The sequence below is a fragment of the Pseudonocardia yunnanensis genome, from assembly GCF_039534065.1.
Lineage (GTDB): Bacteria > Actinomycetota > Actinomycetes > Mycobacteriales > Pseudonocardiaceae > Pseudonocardia > Pseudonocardia yunnanensis.
Map to the genome: position 1 here is coordinate 719,011 of NZ_BAAAUS010000001.1, position 19,182 is coordinate 738,192.

Annotated in this window: 15 protein-coding genes and 1 pseudogene; 7 read left to right on the forward strand and 9 right to left on the reverse strand. The window is 69.6% G+C overall.

What is annotated here, in order from left to right:
* Position 1 precedes the first annotated feature (1 nt).
* Positions 2 to 1,159, reverse strand: coding sequence for an AMP-binding protein (locus ABD743_RS03225; RefSeq protein ID WP_344718789.1), 1,158 nt, complete (start codon positions 1,157 to 1,159; stop codon positions 2 to 4).
* A gap of 618 nt (positions 1,160 to 1,777) precedes the next feature.
* Positions 1,778 to 2,101 carry a hypothetical protein gene (locus ABD743_RS03230; RefSeq protein ID WP_344718618.1) on the reverse strand — a complete coding sequence of 108 codons (324 nt, stop codon included), beginning with the start codon at positions 2,099 to 2,101 and terminating at the stop codon, positions 1,778 to 1,780.
* Between the two features lie 24 nt (positions 2,102 to 2,125).
* Between ABD743_RS03230 and ABD743_RS03235 the strand changes: the two genes are divergently transcribed.
* Complete coding sequence (locus tag ABD743_RS03235; protein ID WP_344718791.1) at positions 2,126 to 4,801, forward strand: ATP-binding protein; 2,676 nt, start codon at positions 2,126 to 2,128, stop codon at positions 4,799 to 4,801.
* Positions 4,802 to 4,864: 63 nt separating this feature from the next.
* Here the strand turns inward: ABD743_RS03235 and ABD743_RS03240 are convergent, their stop codons facing one another.
* On the reverse strand, positions 4,865 to 5,512 hold the full coding sequence (locus ABD743_RS03240) for a TetR/AcrR family transcriptional regulator (protein ID WP_344718620.1): 648 nt from the start codon (positions 5,510 to 5,512) through the stop codon (positions 4,865 to 4,867).
* Positions 5,513 to 5,702: 190 nt separating this feature from the next.
* Between ABD743_RS03240 and ABD743_RS03245 the strand changes: the two genes are divergently transcribed.
* Genes ABD743_RS03245 through ABD743_RS03255 form a run of 3 tightly spaced genes read left to right on the forward strand, consistent with a single transcriptional unit; the run spans position 5,703 to position 7,964 of the window.
* Positions 5,703 to 6,992: a molybdopterin-dependent oxidoreductase gene (locus ABD743_RS03245; RefSeq protein ID WP_344718622.1), complete on the forward strand. Its 1,290-nt coding sequence runs from the start codon at positions 5,703 to 5,705 to the stop codon at positions 6,990 to 6,992.
* Positions 6,959 to 7,498: a hypothetical protein gene (locus tag ABD743_RS03250; RefSeq protein WP_344718624.1), complete on the forward strand. Its 540-nt coding sequence runs from the start codon at positions 6,959 to 6,961 to the stop codon at positions 7,496 to 7,498. Before ABD743_RS03245 ends, ABD743_RS03250 begins: the two co-directional genes overlap by 34 nt.
* Before the next feature lie 19 nt (positions 7,499 to 7,517).
* Complete coding sequence (locus ABD743_RS03255; protein WP_344718626.1) at positions 7,518 to 7,964, forward strand: hypothetical protein; 447 nt, start codon at positions 7,518 to 7,520, stop codon at positions 7,962 to 7,964.
* A gap of 20 nt (positions 7,965 to 7,984) precedes the next feature.
* Here the strand turns inward: ABD743_RS03255 and ABD743_RS03260 are convergent, their stop codons facing one another.
* Both ABD743_RS03260 and ABD743_RS03265 read right to left on the reverse strand, forming a co-directional pair.
* Complete coding sequence (locus ABD743_RS03260) at positions 7,985 to 9,274, reverse strand: threonine synthase (RefSeq protein ID WP_344718628.1); 1,290 nt, start codon at positions 9,272 to 9,274, stop codon at positions 7,985 to 7,987.
* A gap of 138 nt (positions 9,275 to 9,412) precedes the next feature.
* A complete protein-coding gene (locus ABD743_RS03265; protein WP_344718630.1) occupies positions 9,413 to 10,261 on the reverse strand; it encodes a helix-turn-helix transcriptional regulator in 849 nt (282 codons plus the stop codon).
* Positions 10,262 to 11,226: 965 nt separating this feature from the next.
* Here ABD743_RS03265 and ABD743_RS03270 point away from each other — a divergent pair.
* On the forward strand, positions 11,227 to 11,718 hold the full coding sequence (locus tag ABD743_RS03270) for a hypothetical protein (RefSeq protein WP_344718632.1): 492 nt from the start codon (positions 11,227 to 11,229) through the stop codon (positions 11,716 to 11,718).
* Positions 11,719 to 11,778: 60 nt separating this feature from the next.
* Here the strand turns inward: ABD743_RS03270 and ABD743_RS03275 are convergent, their stop codons facing one another.
* On the reverse strand, positions 11,779 to 12,726 hold the full coding sequence (locus tag ABD743_RS03275; protein ID WP_344718634.1) for a COG4315 family predicted lipoprotein: 948 nt from the start codon (positions 12,724 to 12,726) through the stop codon (positions 11,779 to 11,781).
* 139 nt (positions 12,727 to 12,865) lie between these two features.
* On the reverse strand, positions 12,866 to 14,380 hold the full coding sequence (locus tag ABD743_RS03280) for an amino acid permease (RefSeq protein ID WP_344718635.1): 1,515 nt from the start codon (positions 14,378 to 14,380) through the stop codon (positions 12,866 to 12,868).
* Positions 14,381 to 14,620: 240 nt separating this feature from the next.
* Between ABD743_RS03280 and ABD743_RS03285 the strand changes: the two genes are divergently transcribed.
* On the forward strand, positions 14,621 to 15,313 hold the full coding sequence (locus tag ABD743_RS03285; protein ID WP_344718637.1) for an SDR family oxidoreductase: 693 nt from the start codon (positions 14,621 to 14,623) through the stop codon (positions 15,311 to 15,313).
* Positions 15,314 to 15,322: 9 nt separating this feature from the next.
* On the opposite strand, the gene ABD743_RS03290 is transcribed toward ABD743_RS03285, so the two are convergent.
* Positions 15,323 to 15,976 carry a helix-turn-helix domain-containing protein gene (locus tag ABD743_RS03290; protein WP_344718639.1) on the reverse strand — a complete coding sequence of 218 codons (654 nt, stop codon included), beginning with the start codon at positions 15,974 to 15,976 and terminating at the stop codon, positions 15,323 to 15,325.
* Between the two features lie 607 nt (positions 15,977 to 16,583).
* Here ABD743_RS03290 and ABD743_RS03295 point away from each other — a divergent pair.
* Positions 16,584 to 16,937 (forward strand): annotated as a pseudogene (locus ABD743_RS03295) (transglycosylase family protein); the annotation flags it as partial.
* Between the two features lie 136 nt (positions 16,938 to 17,073).
* Here the strand turns inward: ABD743_RS03295 and ABD743_RS03300 are convergent.
* Positions 17,074 to 19,164 carry an acetate--CoA ligase family protein gene (locus tag ABD743_RS03300; RefSeq protein WP_344718641.1) on the reverse strand — a complete coding sequence of 697 codons (2,091 nt, stop codon included), beginning with the start codon at positions 19,162 to 19,164 and terminating at the stop codon, positions 17,074 to 17,076.
* Between the last annotated feature and the right edge of the window lie 18 nt (positions 19,165 to 19,182).

The window sequence follows — 19,182 nt, forward strand, 5'->3', positions numbered from 1 at the left end:
GTCACCCCGGTTCCGCACGTCCCCTCGGAACGACCGGATCGCCGATCCCCACCCCGGTCATCGACCACGCAGGTCCTAGCGGGATCCCGAACACACACCGCACCTCACGAACAAGCCGACTCGGAACGGCTGTGGCGCCGCACAGGACCGTGCGCAGCGCCCGCAACTGCTGGGGTCTTCCCCGCGCGGCCGTGATCATGTCGTCGACGAAAGGGGGTGCGGCAAGGAACACCGTCGCTCCGGTCTCGGCGAGCAGAGCCAGACCGTTCTCCCCCGACCAGGCGTCGAGGAGCACCACACAACCGCCGGTCAGCAAGGAGGAGAGGAGAGCGAGATTCCCGGTCACGTTCATGAGGTCGTGCGGCGTGAACACCACGTCCGGCCCGCCGGGCCGGCCGGCACCGGCCCATCCGGACGAACGGGCGTGGAGGGTGTTCCAGGTGTGGAGCGCGCCTACCGGCTCGCCGGATGCGCCAGGGGTGAAGGAGACCACCGCGACCCGGTCCGGATCCTCGTGGGCGTCGTCCAGAGCCACCGGATGGCACTGTTCCCAGCGCGTGTCCTCGAAGAACGAGCCGAACTCGATCTCCTCCTCGCTGGCGAGCCCTCCCAGGACCACCCGGTGCCGCAGCCACGGCAACCGCGGAGCCATCTCCCGCAACGCCCCGGCGTGGCCGAACCCCGACCATCGGTCGACCGTGACACAGACGCTCGCCCCCACCCGGTCCAGCACTTGTTCGAGCTCACGCGACACGATCCCGGTGGTGATCGACACCAGCATCGCGCCCAGCCGCGCCACCGCCAGCATCAGCGCACTTGTCTGCCACAAGTTCGGCAACTGCAGCGCAACCACGTCTCCGGGCCGGACCTCCAACTCGTACAAGGCACCGGCGAACCGCTCCACCCGGCCGGCGAACTCGGCAAAACTGACCTGTTCCGGCTGCACGCCCGACCGGTACGCCCTGACCGCCACCCCCTCCGGCGTTTCGTCACGCCATCGGCGGAGGTCGCTCAGCGGCCCGGAATCCCGCCATACTCCCGCGGAACGGTACTTCGCCGCGAGCGCATCCGGTGGACGAATGCCGAAATCGAACACTGAAGATCTCCCCGAGCTATATGGACGGCTGCGCCTTTCGTCAGCCGTACACTTCCGCCGCATTTTTCCTGAACCGGCGGCTGCAGCCGTGCGCAAACAATGGACGGAATTGATTGCGCACAACGAGCCGGGACCAGATCGGGTCCGAAGCACCCGGATCCGGCCGCCACCGACCTCCCATCGGACCGGAAAGGATTTATCGCAGTAAGGCCGACCGGCAGATCTGTCCGACCGTTCCGTGTTGCCGGACAGCACCGACCGCGCAGGTCGGCACGCGTGGCGAGAACCGCGGCCCAGAAAACGGACTGCCGGGATCAGCGGGCCGGTGGCGTCGCCGGTCTACGCCGCATCGAGTGGTGCAGCGATGGCGAGCCATTTTCGGATCGGCATCCCAACTCAGCGCGGATGCATCCGAATCGCGATCTCCGACGACCCCCACCCTAGGTGGAGCGAGCTGGCCCTACCCATTGCTTTCCCCTTTACCGGTTCACGGGACGAGATAGTGGACACCGTGACCCTTCCTTCACCCTCCGCACGATTGACTCACCATCAATCTCGCCCCTGCCAGGTCATTCTGCCACACACTTTCGGCCATGCCCCCGCGGATTTCGGCACACCGTCCTTTGTGACATGTCATCATTGAAATGAAGTTGGACATGTCGGAAATGCGCCGCCGCCGAATCACCACAGTGCCGACGAAGGGGATGATCGCGCGCCGAGGACTTCGTCGCAGTCGTGCGAACGCCGGCCGAGCCGCACCGCACGGCCGGTGCGGCTGACGCGGGCCTCGAGAACGCTCACGTACGCCCCCTCGCTGGGCCGCACACCGATGCCCGGCGGCGTGTTCTCGACCGGAACACGAGCGAACGTCTCGCGATCGCAGTTCGCGTAGCTTGTTCCGGAGCATGTTGAACTGCCGTTTTCACGCGGCTTCGGACACTCCCGGGGGTGGGGCGCGGCGAAGATCTGAGAAGGCGGTGTTGCCAGATGTTGCGTGGCCGTCACGGCGAGCGTATGGCGCTCGATCAGATGCTCGAGGCTCTTCGGGCAGGCGGGAGCCGGGCGCTGGTGATGCGCGGCGAGCCCGGTGTGGGCAAGACGGCACTGCTGGACGATCTGGCCGAGCGGGCGACCGGGTGCCAGGTCGTGCACGCTGCGGGAGTCCAGTCGGAGATGGAATTGGCTTTCGCCGGCCTGCACCAGCTGTGCGCGCCGATGCTCGAACGAGTCGATCAGATCCCCTCCCCTCAACGTGAAGCGCTCCATACCGCGTTCGGGCTGAGCCGCGGCCCCGCGCCGGATCGCTTCCTGATCGGGCTGGCCGTACTGGGGCTGCTGGCCGAAGCGGCACGTAGCCGCCCGCTCGTGTGCGTGGTCGACGATGCGCAGTGGCTCGACCGGGCCTCGGCACAGGTGTTGGCATTCGTCGCGCGCCGCCTGGGCGCGGAGTCGGTGGCGCTGGTCTTCGCGGTGCGGATGCCCGACGGGGTGGCGGAGCTGGCCCGCCTGCCGGAGCTGGTGGTCGGCGGGCTGACCGACGCTGACGCGCGGGCGCTGCTGGGTTCGGTGGTTCGTGGTCCGTTGGACGAGCGGGTGCTCGGCCGGATGGTCGCCGAGACCAGGGGCAACCCGCTTGCGTTGCTGGAGCTGCCACGGGGATTGCTGCCCGCGGAGCTTGCCGGCGGATTCGGTATGCCCGGCGCGGCCGCGCTCCCCCAGCAGATCGAGGACAGCTTCCGTCGGCAGCTGGCTCCCCTCCCGGACGACACGCGGCAGTTGTTGCTGCTCGCAGCCGCCGAACCGGTGGGCGACCCCGTGCTGGTGTGGCGCGCGGCCCAGCGGCTCGGCATCACGTCCGGCGCGGCGGCGCCCGCGGTCGGGGCGGAGATGCTCGAGATCGGCACCCACGTGCGGTTCCGGCATCCGCTGCTGCGGTCTGCGATCTACCGGGCGGCGACCCCCGAGGAGCGGCGCAGCGTGCATCGGGCGCTGGCACAGGTCACCGACCCCGAGGCCGACCCCGATCGCCGCGCCTGGCACCGCGCCGAGGCCGCCCCCACCCCGGACGAGGACGTCGCCTCGGAGCTCGAACGCTCGGCCGAGCGGGCACGGGCGCGGGGCGGGCCGGCGGCGGCAGGCGCGTTCCTCGAACGGGCGGCCGCGCTGACGCGTGACCCGGCGCGCCGGACGGAGCGCACGCTGGCCGCGGCACAGGCCATGCATCAGGCCGGTGCTCCCGACTCAGCCCTGCGCCTGCTGTCCCTTGCGGAGGCGACGCCGCTGGGCGAGGTCCCGCATGCCCACGTCGATCTGCTGCGCGCCGAGATCGCCTTCGCCGTGAACCGCGGCGGCGACGCCGCCCCACTGCTGCTCAAAGCGGCCGAACAACTGGAAGGGATCGACGTCCGACTGGCTCGTGAGACCTACCTGGACGCACTCTCCGCGGCCATGTTCGTCGGCCCGTTTGCTGCCGGCAGCGGTGTACGGAAGGCCGCCGAAGCCGCACGGGACGCACCGCAGGCGCCGCACCCCCCACGGGCGGCCGACCTTCTCCTCGACGGCCTGGCCACCCGTTATGCCGACGGGTTCGCCGAGGGGATACCGGTGCTGCGGCAGGCGTTGCAAGGCTTCCGCGGCACGGACCTCCCCGAGGAAGAGGGGCTGCGCTGGCTCTGGCTCGCCCATGTCAGCGCCGTGGACATATGGGACGGGACCTGGGACGAGCACTCCGCCCGCCTTGTCGAACTCGCCCGGGATACCGGCGCACTCACCGCGCTCCCCCTCGCGCTGTCCATGCGCATCGGCATGCACGTGTGGGTTGGCGAGCTGGGCGCCGCAGCGTCACTGATCGAGGAGCTGGAGACCGTCACCGAGGCGACCGGGAGTCACCTCGCGCCCTACGGTGCCCTCGCGCTCGTCGCCTGGCGGGGCCGCGAAGCCGAGGGCACCGCGCTCATCGAGGCCACGCTCGAGGAGGCGGCACGCCGGGGCGAGGGGATCGGTGTGGCCTACGCCCACTGGACAGCGGCGGTCCTGTACGCGGGCCTCGGCCGGTACGAGGACGCGCTGGCCGCGGCCGGCCAGGTGACCGAGCATCCGCACGAGATGGGCGTGTCCACCTGGGGCTCGCTCGTCGAGCTCGTCGAAGCCGCGACCCGGACCGGGGACCTCGGACGCGCGGCCGACGCGCTGCAGTCGCTCACTCGACTGACGCGCGCCGGCGGCACCGACTGGGCGCTGGGCCTCGAAGCGCGCTCCCGCGCACTGCTGGGTGACGGCCCGGCAGCCGAGGCCGACTATCGCGAGGCCATCGACCGCCTCTCGCGCACCCGCGTTCGGGGCGAGCTCGCGCGCGCCCAGCTGCTCTACGGCGAATGGCTGCGCCGCGCGAGTCGCCGGCTCGACGCGCGCGAGCAGTTGCGCACCGCCTACAACGCGTTCACCGCGATGGAGATGGAGGCGTTCGCCCAGCGCGCCGAGCGCGAACTGCTGGCCACCGGCGAGCACGTCAGAAAGCGCAGTGTCAGCACCATCAGCGATCTCACCGCCCAGGAGGTCCAGATCGCCCGCCTCGCAGGCGACGGCCTCACGAATGCCGAGATCGCCTCCCGGCTGTTCATCAGCCCGCGCACGGTCGAGTGGCACCTGGGCAGGATCTTCGCCAAGCTCGAGATCACCTCACGCAGGCAGCTCCAGCGGCGCTGACCGCCGGAATCGCGACGTCGCAGCCCGTCGTACGTCCTCGCAGCACGCCGGGGCGCTGCGAGGTCACCCCACGTGCTGCGAGGTGCCGGCGCCGACCCCGGCGATGTGGTCGATCACCGTGTCCAGGGCAGCCTCCAGCCCGGCGGTGTCCCGGCGAACCTGGGTGAGCAGCAGGCCTCCCTGCAGCGCCGCAAGCAGCGCCCTCGCCATGCGTTCAGGATCGGCGTCTGCGGGCAGCTCGCCGCGGTCGCGCATCGCCTGGATCCCCGCCCGGATCGCCGATTCCCACGTGCCGAACCCGGCGGCGAGAGCCGCTCGGGCTGCTGGGTCCGTCTCGGCGAGCTCGCCGGCCAGCGAGCCCAGCGGACAGCCCCCTTCGTAGTGGCGCTCGCGCTGGAGCCCGACCAGGAGGTCGCGCCACTTCCGCAGGGCCTCCACGCTGTCCAACCGGTCCAGGAGAGGCTGCTGGGCGCCGAGTACCGCATCCGTCTGACACGCGATCACGGCGCGGACGAGCGCCCGCTTGTCGCGGAAGTAGTGGTAGATCTGTGAGCTGCTCACCCCGGCTGCGGCCTGCACGTCCTCGATGCTCGTCCCGGCGACACCGTGGTCGAACATCAGCCCTGCCGCCGTGGTGACGATCCGCTCCCGGGTCGCCCGGCCCTTGCGCGTCAGACGCGGCTCCGCGGACACGACCCCGTCTGTGCTCACGGCAGCCGATCCTACATTTTGGACCTATCGCTCCAGTCCGAGCGATGCGACGTATGAACCGTCAGCCGCAGTCGATCACGGACCGGCGAGCACCCGCTCTTAGGGCTCTCTTACCGATCGGCCGGGCCGACCGATTTCCCACAGCCGTCACCGTAATTTGGAGTGTCCACACCATTCGAAGGGACCCCCGATGACGCTCCTGCAGGGCGGCCCACGTTCGCGCGCCGGAAATCCCATCCGGTTCCGCAGCCCGCTGCGCGGCCCGTGGCTGACCTCGGTCTTCGGGGCCGTGCTGCTCGCAGCGCTGCCCCTGGTGGTGATCACCGGCCTGCTCGACTACGTCGCATACGGACCGGGACAGAGCATCCCCGGCGACGTCGGCTGGCTGCACCTGCCGTTCTTCGACTGGCCCACCCGCCCGTCGTGGCTGTTCCGGTTGACTCAAGGGCTGCACGTCGGGCTCGGGCTGGTCGTCGTCCCGGTCGTGGCGGCGAAGCTCTGGTCGGTCATCCCGAAGCTGTTCACCTGGCCGCCGGTGCGCACGCCCGCGCAGTTGCTCGAGCGTGCGTCGCTGCTGCTGCTCGTCGGCAGCATCCTCTTCGAGATCGTCACCGGACTGCTCAACATCCAGTACGACTACGTCTTCGGTTTCAGCTTCTACACCGGGCACTACCTCGGAGCGTGGGTGTTCGTCGCCGCGTTCGTCACCCACGTCTCCCTCAAGCTGCCCACGATGGTCCGGTCGCTGCGCTCGCGGTCCCTGCGTGCCGAACTGCGCACCCCGCTCGCCGACACCCGGCCCGAGGAGCCCGACGGCGAGATCGGGCTCGTCCCGACCGCACCCGCGGCACCCACGATGAGCCGGCGGGGGGCGCTTGCCCTCGTCGGCGGCGGGGCGCTGTTCGTCGCCGCGCTGACGGCCGGTGAGACGGTCGGCGGCCCGCTGCGTCCCCTCGCGCTCCTGCTCCCCCGCAGCCGCAACCCCGGCGGTGCCGATGCCGGAGCCAACGAGTTCCCGGTGAACCGCACGGCCGCTGCCGCCACGATCCATTCCGCCGCCACCGGGCCGTCCTGGCGGCTGGACCTCCGCGGGGGCCGGGTCGCGCAGCGGCTGGACCGGGAGATGCTCCTCTCCGGAAACGGCCCGCTGCCCCTGCACACAGCGCGGCTCCCGATCGCCTGCGTCGAAGGCTGGTCGACGGTGCAGACCTGGACGGGGGTGCGACTGCGCGACCTCGCCACGCTCGCCGGAGTCCCGAACCCGGCCTCGGCGTTCGTCGACTCGCTCGACCCGGGCCCGTTCGGCCGGGCCACGCTGTCGGCAGGCCAGGTCCTCGATCCCGAGTCGCTGCTCGCCCTGCGGGTCAATGGCGCCGACCTCAGCGCGGACCACGGCTTCCCGGCCCGTGTCATCGTCCCCGCCCTGCCCGGCGTGCACTGCACGAAGTGGGTTCGCTCGATCGACTTCCGGGCCGTGTGATGGCCCCGTTCCGCCGTCGCTACGGCGCGCGTCCCGGGCACCTCGCGCTCCTGCTCGCCTGCTTCGCGCTCGCCGGCTACGCGGCGTCGTTCCTGCTCGGCGATCCGACGCTGCTCACCGTGCTCGTGTGGTTCGTCGGCGCCGCGGTCGTGCACGACCTGGTGCTGTTCCCGCTGTACGCAGGAGCCGACCGGCTTCTCACCTCGGCTCTCGCCCGCCTGCCGCGCCCGCGCGTGCCGCTCGTCAATCACGTCCGGATCCCCGCCCTGGGCGCGGGTCTGACCCTGCTGATGTTCCTGCCCGGCATCATCCGCCAGGGCGGGGCGACCCACCTGGCCGCCACCGGCCTCGACCAGCAGCCCTACCTGGGCCGCTGGCTCTGGCTGGTCGCGGCGCTGTTCGCCGCCTCCGCGCTGGTGTACGGAGCACGGCTGCTGGTCACTCGCCGCCCGCCCGACCGTGACGGCGGGCCACCGGTGAGCACCGTGCCCGAGCGAACGCCGTAACCGGGTTTTTTGTATCCGCATGCTCGCTCTGCGTAACACGGTGGCACGTGCGGCGATGATCAAGAGTGATCACGACATGATCCGGATCGGATACGCCGTGCTGACCGCGGTCGCCGCGCTCGCGCTGATCGCCGGGTGTGCGATTGGCGATGCAGGTGGATCCACAGGGCCGTCCGCTCAGCAAGTCGTCGACAACTTGAACACGGAGTTCCCGGTGGGTCGTCAGCGGGACAACACGGAGTCGTGCACCTCTGCCGGCTGCGTGCAGCTCATCACCACCGATGCGGTGTCGGTGTACCAGATGCGCGACGACGCGACGGCGGTGCACTTCGCCGACGGGCTCGGCGACAGCGTCGAGCGGATCGGGCCGTTCGTGCTCTCCTACAGCGGGTCCGAGCAGCAGCTCACGACCGCGGAGACACGCGCGGCCTACGCCACACAGGTGCGAGCGCTCCTCAGCGGCTGAGCCGGCCGAGGAGCGGTCTCTCACGACATCGCGGGGATCGCTCCGGTCTTCGCCAGCACCGGGACGTCCACGGGCACCGTGTCCGGATAGATCAGCCCCGTACCGGTGTTGAGCACCACCACATCCTCGGCGCCGGTGAGCCACCCCGACTCCCGCAGCTGTGCGACCGCCGCGAAACAGGCCGCACCCTCCGGGCACACCCAGGTGCCCTCGTCACGGGCCAGTGCGCCCTGCGCCGCGAGCAGCTCCTCGTCGGTGACGGCCACGGCGGTGCCTCCGGTCGAACGCACCGCGTCGAGCACGAGGAAGTCACCCAGCGCCTTGGGCACCGTGATCCCGAACGCGACGGTGTGCGCGTCGGCGGGCGGGCTGCTCTCGTCGAGCCCGGCGTGGAAGGCCTCGACGATCGGCGCACATCCCGCGGCCTGCACCGCGACCAACCGCGGCAGGTCACCGGTGAGCCAGCCCAGCTCACGCAGCTCCAGCAGGGCCTTGTAGATCGCGATGATCCCGACCCCGCCTCCGGTGGGATAGAGGATGACGTCGGGCACCCGCCAGCCCAGTTGCTCGACGATCTCGTAGCCCATCGTCTTCTTGCCCTCCAGCCGGTAGGGCTCACGCAGCGTCGAGGTGTCCTGGTAACCGGGGCGCTCCGCCACCGCCGCCTTGATCAACGCCCCCGCATCCCCGATCAGGCCGTCCACCAGGTACAGCTCCGCGCCGGTCACCACACACTCCCGGCGCGTGATCACCGGAGCATCCACCGGCATCGCGACCAGCGCCCGCATCCCGGCCCGCGCCGCATAGGCGGCCCACGCCGCGCCGGCGTTGCCGTTGGTCGGCATCGCGACACCGGTGACGCCCAGCTCAGCGGCACGTGACACGCCGACCGCGGCACCGCGCGCCTTGAATGCACCGGTCGGGACGAGCCCCTCGTCCTTCATCCGCAGCGTCGGGACACCGATGCGGGCACCGTGCCGGGGCAGGTCCAGCAGCGGGGTCATGCCCTCGCCGAGGGTGACGACGTGCGCGGGATCCCGCACCGGGAGCAGCTCGTGGTAACGCCAGAGATCCGGTGCGCGTGTCGCGATCAGGGCCGGGGTGACGGTCGCCGCCGCCCGTTCGAGGTCGTAGCGGGCCAGCAGCGGGGCGCCGAGCGGGGACGTCCCCTGCACCACGTCGGCATCGTGTCGGGAACCGTCACGGGAACACTCGAGGTGCGAGAGCGTGGAGAACTGGTCGGGACCGGTCGAGGATGTGGCGTTCACGACCAATGGGAACCCCGTCGTGATCCGGTCTCTTCCGATCATGGACCGAGGGCATGACGAACCCGGCGCAGGATGGACGCACACACGAGCGGCATGTGCGTACCCGAGCACTCGACCCCGAGGCCGCGACCTGCGGCGACCGCGCCGCTGCCGGTCGCAGGCCGGGTGGTGCGAGGCCGTCTAGCCCACGCAACTTCGCCCCTGGACCACCCGAGCCAGTCGTTCGCGGGTGTCCGTGGTCAGGTCCGGTATCCAGATCACCATGTGCAGGTCGGGATGCCCTGCGGGGGCCATCCGGTGGAGCCAGAGGTGGAGATCACCGGCGACGGGGTGGTGGATCAACGATCTCCTGGGGGTGAATCCACGGACCTCGTGATTCTCCCAGCAGGAGCGGAAGAGATCGCTCTCGGCGGACAGCCTGCTGATCAGGCGGGAGACCAGCGGGTCGGTCAGCCGCGGACCGACCTCGGTTCTGAAGTCGGCTGCGAGATGTCGCCCGGCGGCCTCCCAGTCGTGCATCAACTCGCGCACGTCCGGATCGGTGAACATGAGCCACAGCTCGTTCCGGTCGGCTTCTCGAACGGTCGCGACGTTGGGGTAGATCGCCTCGAGCGTTCTGGTCCACCCCACGATCTGCCAGTCCGAGGAGGCGACGTATGCCGGAAGGTCGTCCAGCACGGCAAGCAGCCTTCGCGCGTGCGTGGGGGTGCGCCGGGGAATCTTGTCCTCGGTCGGGGGCGGAGCGGCATACCCGGCCAGCGTCAGGATGTAGGCATGCTCGGCGACCGACAGGCGAAACGTACGGGCGAGCGAGTCGAGCACGTTCCGGGACGGTCGGGTATCGCGTCCCTGCTCCAGCCAGCTGTACCAGGTGATGCTCATGCCGGACAGGGCGGCAGCCTCCTCGCGGCGAAGCCCAATGCTTCGCCTGCCGATGGGGGGCAGACCCAGTTCGGCGCGGGGAAGCCGCAACCGCCGGATTCTGAGGAACTCGCCCAGTTGACGCCGCCGTTGCGCATCAGCATTCATGATTCGTGCGACGCACGCATGTAGGGGGCCATGACCTCGGTTGTTGCGGATAGGTCTCCTCGGACGGCTCCGCCGACGGACACGATGTGCAATCGGTCCCGACCGGACGTGCGCATCCGGCGGCCAAGTGCGATATCGGGCCCCCTCGGTGGGCGGCCGGGAGCCTCTCCGGGCATGTCCTGCCGGAGAGAAACGGTGGATGGTGATGACGGAACCGGTTCCTCACGCGAAGTGGAAGGCGCCCTTGGCGCACAGCTCAGGTGGGCAACCGGGGCGGAGCCTTCGATCCGTCGCAGCACCTCTCGACCCGAGACGAGTGGCGACGGACTGTGCCGACCCTGCTGCAGCTCGGGGAGCAGGAGAATGAGCTGCCAGAGCGTGCCCCGTCTCGCGGGGATCCGGCGACCGGATGCAAAACCCGCGCTCAGGATCGTCCAGAGCTGCAAACTGGTCCTGGATCGCGCGCGGCCGACGACGATCCGCCTCGGCAGCCCCGGCACGCTCCGCGTCCCGGCTTCTGCGGGCGTGCCGTCGAGGGGCACGCGTTCTCGGCGCCCGTGGCAGCCGTTTCCGGCAACGTGGCCGGAGAACTACTCGACCTCCTCGTGCAATTGACTCGCGATCGTGTCACAGGCATTCCTTTCGATTCGCTCGATGGTAGACACTCGAAGACAGCTACCTCCCCCCGATACGCATCGTACTTTCGGAAGGTCGAACAGCCGAGGACTGCACTTCTGCTATTGCTGGCGCTAAGCAGAACACCGAGATATGCACGGATCGAGCGGACTGCCCGAAGAGGACAGGAGCCCTGGCCCGTCGCGGAAGCTCTGCGCGCCGGCGTGATCGAAGTTCCCGCATGACCCTGCGGAGATTCTGCGCAACACTGACCAGCGCGCACGCACCGGAGATCCGCCGGTAGCGGGGCCGAAGACCGCACTCCTGGCCGAAACCGAAGGAGCACCCGGATGCGCACTCAACCCCGACCCGACCGCCTGTCGAAGCTCGCTGCTCCCGACGTCGACGTCGCCCGGCTGCGGAAGGGACTGGAGTACGTCACCGCCCACCGCGACGAGCACGAACAACGTTTCTGGGCCCTCCGCCGCCCCGGCTGCGGCACCTCGCACTGCCTCGCCGGCACCGTCGTCCGGCACGAAGGTCTCGCCCTCGACTGGGAACCGATCACCGACCCGGGCTCCCAGTGGCACGGTGCCGACTCCGCGCGCCGGCTCACCGACGGGCGCGAGATCCGCGGCGTCGCGCGCGATCTGCTCGGCCTCACCATGTTCGAGGCCGACGCTCTGTTCTTCGCCGAGAACGACCTGCACACGCTGTGGTGCGTCGCCGAGCACATCACGGGGGGCGAGATCACGGTGCCGCCCGAGGTCCCGAGCGAGCACAGCGATCTGTGCACCACCTGTCGCGTCGTCGCAGGCATACGACCGCAGATCACCTTCTGAGTCCTCACTGACGCACGCGAGAACGCCGACCGCGGTCGCCCGCCGCCGGCGTTCTGCCTATCAGTTCTGCGTGTAGGACGATCCATCGACACGACCCTGCTGCCCGCCCGACGAGTACCCACCCGACGACCGCCCGTATGCCGGCGCCGGGGCAGCAGAAGCGATCTCGCTCCCCTGCGACTGGCTACCCGAGGACTGCCCGTAGCCCTGGTTGCCCCTCTGTCCGGAACCCGTCTGTCCGGAACCCGTCTGTCCGTAACCTGTCTGTCCGGAACCCGTCGAGGATCCACCAGACCTGCTCGACGACTGCCCGTTGCCGGACTGCCCGTTGATCGAGGACTGGCCGTTGCTCGAGGACTGGCCATTGCTCGACGACCGCCCGTTGTTCGACACCTGCACGGCCGTGCTGCCGCCCGTCGGGGTCACGGCGGACCAGGTGTTCGAGACACCCTGGCCGTTGATCTGGCCGGGCCGGTCCTGGGAGTAGTAGTAGACGGGCGATCCGTTGATGGTCACCTGAACGGTGCCGTCGGACCGCTTCATCACGCCGACCTTGGACGCATCGATCCCCGACAGGTAGATCTTCGCGCCGCCGTCCACCGTCATCGGCGGGAAGACCTGCGCACAGCGGCTGTTGCAGGTGGACTGCGGCGGGTTCGTGCTGTCCGAGGCGGACTTGTAGAGCGTCATGCCGGCGCTGTCGGTGACGTAGGTGCCGACCTTGGGACTGGAAGCCGCCTGCATCTGGATGGTCTTGGCCGGCTTATGGCTGGCGGGCGGTGTCACATAGCTCGGGGCCGCCTCCTGGAAGATCTGCACCTGACCCAGCGGCTCGAGCGTCTGCTGGTCCCCTTGCTGGGGAGGCAACGCAAGGGGAGTCGGCGCGATGGGGGCCTGCTGCACCACCGGCGCCAGGGAGGCGGGGGCGCCACCTTGGCCGCACGCGGTGAGCGCGGCGAGGCTCGCGGCGGCGATGACCCCGTACCGGACAACGGAGATGAGCTTCATCAGGAAATCCCTCGATCTGTAGGCGGTCGCTCCGACCCGGTCGCGTGTTCACACGGGCCGACGGCCCGTCGCGGTTCGACGAATCCAGTGATCCACAGCACGACTGCGGACATGAACCGGAAAGCGGCCCACGCCGTGCTCACAATCGGGCGAACCTGGAGTGGCTCCGGCCGTAGCCGCAGTAGACGGCGAGTCCGACAACCATCCACACCACGAACCGGAGCCAGGTCTCGATACTCAGGTTGACCATCAGCCACAGGCAGGACAGCACAGCCAGGATCGGAATGATCGGCATCAACGGGGTGTGAAATGTGCGCGGCAGGTCGGGTCGGCGGCGCCGCAGCACCATTACCCCGATGGACACCAACACGAATGCGAACAATGTGCCGATGTTGACCATCTCCGCCAGATCGCCGATGGGGAACAACGCCGCGACGACGGCCACCACCGCGCCCACGATCACCGTGAGCCGCACCGGCACCTCCCGGGAACCGGTCTTCGCCAGCCCGCGCGGCAGCAGTCCATCCCGGGCCATCGCGAACAGAATCCGGATCTGGCCGAACATCGCCACCAGCACAACGGTCGTCAGCCCGGCCAGCGCTCCCAACGAAATGACCACCACGGCCCAGTTGATCCCGTCCAACGCGAATGCGGTGGCCAAGGTGGCCGTCGTACCGTCTGGCCGAGTAGCGAGCTCGGTGTAGTTGACCATGCCGGTGAGCACGAGCGAGACCGCCACGTACAGAATCGTCACCGGCACCAGCGCGCCGATGATGCCGCGAGGGATGTCCTTCTGTGGGTTGCGGGCCTCCTCCGGACTGGTGGCCAACGCGTCGAACCCGAGGAACGCGAAGAACACCAGCGACGCCGCCGCAAGCAGGCCGGCCACGCCGTAACTGCCGCCCCCGCCGCCCCATATCCTCTCCAGCAGTGTCTGGTGCAGCCACGAGCCCGCATGGTCCGATGTGGACCCGTGGGCGGGCGGCGGGATGAAAGGGCTGTAGTTCGCCGCCTTGACGTAGCCGACTCCGACCACGACCACCAGCAACACCACCAGAACCTTGATCGCGGTGATGACCTGGCTGACCCTGTTGGACAGCTTCACCCCGAGCGCGAGCACCGAGGTGAGAGCCACGACTATCAGCAGCGCGCCCCAGTCGAACTCGAACGGGCCCAACGACACCGTGGCGGCGGACATCGGCACCCCGGCCTGCGCCAGGAACTGGGCCAGATACTGCGACCATCCCTTGGACACCACCGCGCCGGCCACCGCGAACTCCAGCACCAGATCCCAGCCGACGATCCAGGCCACCGTCTCGCCGAACGTCGCATAGGAGAACGTGTAGGCGCTTCCGGCCACCGGGACGATGGAGGCGAACTCCGCGTAGCACAACGCGGCGAGCCCACACGCCACGGCGGCCATCACGAACGCCAGCGACACCGACGGTCCGGCCACGTTGCCCGCGGTACTCGCGGTGAGCGTGAAGATTCCGGCGCCCACCACGGCCGCAACGCCGAACCCCACAAGATCCAGCACTCCGAGCTCCTTGCGGAGCCTTGTGCCCGGCTCATCCGTGTCGGCGATGGACTGCTCGACCGACTTGACACGCGCCCGCCCACCACCGATGGCCGGTGCCTCGTCACGCAGGCTCAAGGAGATTCCCTTCTCCGTCGCAGCACAATGACTTGCACTCACTTTCCGCCATGCCGATCTGATCCATTTCGAATCAGAATGCGTGGAGGGAGCGCCACTACCGGCGCCGGCGCCGCTATCACTACCGCAAAGTCACCCGCCTGCTTTCAGTGCCCGATCGCCCAGGGGCCGCAGGAGGACAGGTCCACTGAGTGGACGCTACCTGGAGTCCCACCACCAGGTCTTCCTATCGTCATCTCCATGACTTCTACGTTGATTGTCGGTGGCACCGGCAGCCTGGGCTCGGGAATCGCCCGCAACAGGGCCGCGCTCGGTGACCACGTCGTACTCACTTCGCGCAGTGCCGATCGCGCCGAGAAGGTGGCCCGCGACATCGGGGGAGATTCCCACGGCCTCGCGCTCGACCTTTCGGACCCCCACGGCATCGAGAGCTCTTTGTCCGAAATCGGACCGGTCGATCACCTCGTGCTCGCCACCGCCGCGAACGACACCTCTCGAAACACCCTGGCGACGTTCGACGTCGACGCCGCGGCGGATTCGGTCACGGTCAAGCTGGTCGGCTTCACCGAGACGATCCGGGTAGTGCGCGAGCGATTCACGCCATCCGCGTCAGTGGTGGTATTCGGCGGATTGGCCCGAAACCGGCCTTACCCCGGTTCCACCATGGTCACCACGTTCAACGCCGGCGTCAGCGGACTGGTCCGCACGCTCGCACTGGAGTTGGCGCCGATTCGGATCAATGCACTGCACCCCGGAGTGGTCGGCGACAGCTCGCGGTGGCGGGATCAGCCCGAGCACCCGGCCATCGCCCGCACGCCGCTCGGCCGGCTCGTCACGATCGCCGAGATCGTCGATGCCACGGACTTCCTGCTCACCAACACCGGCGTTTGCGCGATCGACCTCATGATCGACGGCGGACTGCGAGCGACCTGACCCCGACGCTCACATCGGCTCGGCCGGGTGCGCGGCCAGCAGCGTCGCGATACGGCTCGTGGTTGCCTGCAGCGGAGCGAGAAGAGCGCGCGGCAACCGCGGCAGCGGGACGGCCATGCCGACGCATGCGACGTCGCCGCCGGGCAGCGGGAGCGCATGCGCAGCGCAACTCACACCGTCGATCGCACTGCCGTCGTCGATGGCGAGGGCCGGCCCGCCGGACTGCAGCAGGCGTGCCCCGGCCGAGCCTGAAGGCGCCGGCTCACCCGGCTGACGACGGAACGGCAGCCGACCTCTGCCCACGAACACGTCCAGGTAGATCGGTCCTGTGGCCGCCATCGCGAGCAGGCCCACGTGGGCAGGCGTGGCCGCAGCGAGCTCGATCAGAGGCCGCTGCGCCACGGCGCGCAGCCGTTCGAGCGGTGTCACGTGCTGGCCGAGAGTCAACAGGTTCGGACCGAGCCTGTAGTGCGCGTCGATGCGTTCGACCGCCCCGACGTCCGCCAGTTGGCCCATCAGGCGATGCACGGTCGTGCGCGGCAGCCCGGATTCCCTCGTCAGGTCGGCCAGCCGGGCCCGACCGAGGACGCGCAGCAGTTCGAGCAACTCGAACGCCGACCGGATCACACCCGGTCCACCGTCGTCCCGACCTGCCTCGGCCATACCGGCCCTCCCCCACCGCGCCCGTGACTGCGGGCTCCTGAGCAGCGCGGGAGCCCTCAGCCTACGATCCGCCGTCGATGACCGGAGGCAGGAGCGGCACCGCTACCAGCAGTAATGCTGCTGGTAGCGCTCGCTCGACGTAGGCGCCGCCGAGCGCACGGACAGAATCACGCCGCGACCGCACCGCCGGGCACCCCGGAAAAGATCCAAACCGGGTCCACCATGTGCGCCGGATCACTACTTTCAAGATGAATGTATTTCATCTGCCGTTCCGTCACCGTGATCAATTCCAGGCATCCCGGCCGCGACCAGGTAATTTACACAATTAGTGATCAGATCATTTGATCAGGTGAGATGGGTCACCCAGCGATCATGCGGACGGAACTCGTAGCTTCATGTGGCGGTCGTTCCGGAGAGGAGCGATCGGAAAAACATCCGGAACCGTCGCACCGCCCCCAGTCCCCGGTTCCGGTCCGCCGATCCCCCGTCGGGACTGGGCCGAGACGGCCATTTATCGAGCCGACCCCGTGGCTCGAAGAAGCACCTGGACCCCATTTTTCCAGCTGCCTCTAACCCGCTGCCAAGCAGGTTCGTCTCGGGGTGCGCCATGGAGAAAATCAGAATGAACACCCCGAAACCCCGCAAGAGTCGAGCTCTCCTCCGCGTGGCCGTGGCCGGCGCAGTTGCGCTCGGAATCCCCCTCGCCATCGCCGGAACCGCGAACGCTGCGCCGGCCACCGTCTGGGACCGAGTCGCTCAGTGCGAGAGCAGCGGCAACTGGCAGACCAACACCGGAAACGGTTTCTACGGCGGTCTGCAATTCACGATGAGCACGTGGCGAGGATTCGGCGGCCAGGGCATGCCTCACCAGGCCAGCCGCGACCAGCAGATCGCTGTCGCCCAGCGCGTCCTCGCTGCGCAGGGCTGGGGAGCATGGCCGGCGTGCTCCAGCAAGCTCGGCCTGCGCTGAGCCGAGCCCTGTTCGTGCCCGGGCTCCCCTGCCCTCACCGCTCCCACGGGACGTCGGTGGGGTCGGGCGGGCCCGAGCCCACCGGCCGGGATGTGGTCGGCGGCTAGCCACGGTTACCGCTCGTTGATCACCCGGTGAGGACCAGCGCGTCGACGATGACGGCGCCCTCGCCGGCCGCCCGGAGCATGACCGGGTTGATGTCGATCGCGACGAGGCCGGGGTCGGCCGCCACCATCTCGCCCACACGCACCGCCAGGTCGGCGAGGGCGTCGACGTCCGCGGCGGGTTCTCCACGGACCCCGCCGAGCACGCGGGCGAGCCGCAACTGCCCGATCGCTTGCAGGGCACGTTCGCGCTCCAGCGGCGCGAGCATGACCTGAACGTCCGGGAGGTACTCGACGTACTTCCCGCCCTGCCCGACGAGGACGACAGGTCCGAAGGTGGGGTCGCGGCGAGCCCCGACCACCATCTCGTGCAACGCACGGACGTGCTCGGCGATGATCACGCCACCGAACGTGAGCCCGAGCTGCCGAATCCGCGTGGTGAGCCGGTCGTATGCAGCGCCGGTGGCGTCGGCTGTGATCAGGCCGAGCTCGACGAGGCCGTGCTCGGACTTGTGCGGCGCATCGATCGAGCAGCCCTTTGCGACGACGGCTCCGGGCCCGAGCTCGGCGAACGCCGCGATCGCCTCGTCCCGGCTGCGGCACAGGTGATGTCGCACGACGGGAATCCCTGCGCCGGCGAGCCTCGCGAGCGCGGCGGCCTCGTCGAGTGTGACGGGGTCGGGCGACGCCGCTCCGGTCCCGTACGAACGAGGTTCCGTTCGCGCCGAGCGTCGCAACTGTGCGTGTGTCAGGTAGTGGTCGAGCGCGCCGATCGCGGTCGACTCGTCCGGGTAGACGGTCATGCCGCGGCGACGGAACTCCTCCGCAACCGACTCCTGCGGCGCGGCGACAACCAGAGGTTTGCCCGTACGCGCGGCGAACCCGGCCGCGTCGACGGCGAACCGCGGTACGTCGTAGCCCTTGCCCGCCACGGGAATCCCGAGCAGGAACGCGTCGGCGTCCGGGTCCTCCGCGACCAGGGGCAGTACCTTGCCGAACAGCCCGCTGTCGGTGAGGAGCGCCGCGGTGACGTCGATGGGGTTCGACGAGGTGGCGAAGCCGGGCAGGACCGCGGCGACACGCTCTTCGGTCTCCGCGGACAGTGCGGCGAGCGGCATGGCGCGGTCCTCGGCCGCGTCGGCGGCAAGGACGCACACCGCACCGGAGTTGCTGACGACGACCAGCCGGCGACCCTGCGGGCGCCAGTCCTGCAGATACAACTCCGTCGTGTCGACCAGCTCCGGCATGCTCATGGCCCGCCGGATGCCGAGCTCGGCGAAGTAGGCGTCGATCACGCGGCGCTCGCCGGCGAGCGCCCCGGTGTGCGACTTCGCGGCGCGCTGCCCGGCGGCGCTGCGCCCGCCCATCAGCGCGACGATCGGCAGGTCCCGCTCCCGGGCCACCCGGGCCGCAGCGGCCAGGGACTCCGGGTCGGAGAGGTTCTCCAGGTAGAGCAGGATCAAGCGGACCTGGGGATCGGCCGCGACCGCTGCGGCCAGTTCGCCGACGGTCACGTCGGCGTCGTTTCCGGTGGCGTGTGCGTGCCGGACGCCGATGCCGCGCCGCCTCAGCAGCCCGTAGGGCACCGAGCACATCGCGCCGCTCTGGCTGATGACGGCGACCGGGCCGTCCTGCGGCGGCTGCTCGGCGAACATCGTGGAGAACCCGAGAACCGCACCGGTGCCGAAGTTGGCCAGCCCTTGCGAGTTCGGCCCGAACAGGCGCATTCCGGCCGCCCGGGCCGCTGTGAGCATCCGTTGCTGCTGCGCGACGCCCTCCGGGCTCCCGGTCTCGCCGAACCCCGCCGTCATGACGATCGTCGCGAGGGCCCCGGCTTTCGCCGCTGCCTCCACCGCTTCCACCGCCGACGCTCCGGGTACCGCGACGAGCACGACGTCGACCGGTTCGTCGAGGGCCGCGAGGCTCGGCACCGTACGCAGGCCCTGCACCTCGTCGCGGCGCGGGTTCACGGGATGGATGACGCCACCGAAGCCGTACCGACGCAGGTAATCGACGGGGCGTCCACCGACCTTGTCGGGATCGCTGGACGCACCGATGATCGCCACGGATCCTGGGTCCAGCACAGCGTGCAACGGGTCACGGGCGATCGGCACGGTCGGGGTCCTTTTCTG

Bases quoted from the DNA above. Each gene is read 5' to 3' on its own strand.
- ABD743_RS03225 (WP_344718789.1), bottom strand. From the start codon at position 1,159: ATGCGGCGGAAGTGTACGGCTGACGAAAGGCGCAGCCGTCCATATAGC.
- ABD743_RS03235 (WP_344718791.1), top strand. From the start codon at position 2,126: ATGCTCGAGGCTCTTCGGGCAGGCGGGAGCCGGGCGCTGGTGATGCGC.
- ABD743_RS03245 (WP_344718622.1), top strand. From the start codon at position 5,703: ATGACGCTCCTGCAGGGCGGCCCACGTTCGCGCGCCGGAAATCCCATC.
- ABD743_RS03255 (WP_344718626.1), top strand. From the start codon at position 7,518: ATGCTCGCTCTGCGTAACACGGTGGCACGTGCGGCGATGATCAAGAGT.
- ABD743_RS03260 (WP_344718628.1), bottom strand. From the start codon at position 9,274: ATGATCGGAAGAGACCGGATCACGACGGGGTTCCCATTGGTCGTGAAC.
- ABD743_RS03265 (WP_344718630.1), bottom strand. From the start codon at position 10,261: ATGAATGCTGATGCGCAACGGCGGCGTCAACTGGGCGAGTTCCTCAGA.
- ABD743_RS03270 (WP_344718632.1), top strand. From the start codon at position 11,227: ATGCGCACTCAACCCCGACCCGACCGCCTGTCGAAGCTCGCTGCTCCC.
- ABD743_RS03275 (WP_344718634.1), bottom strand. From the start codon at position 12,726: ATGAAGCTCATCTCCGTTGTCCGGTACGGGGTCATCGCCGCCGCGAGC.
- ABD743_RS03285 (WP_344718637.1), top strand. From the start codon at position 14,621: ATGACTTCTACGTTGATTGTCGGTGGCACCGGCAGCCTGGGCTCGGGA.
- ABD743_RS03290 (WP_344718639.1), bottom strand. From the start codon at position 15,976: ATGGCCGAGGCAGGTCGGGACGACGGTGGACCGGGTGTGATCCGGTCG.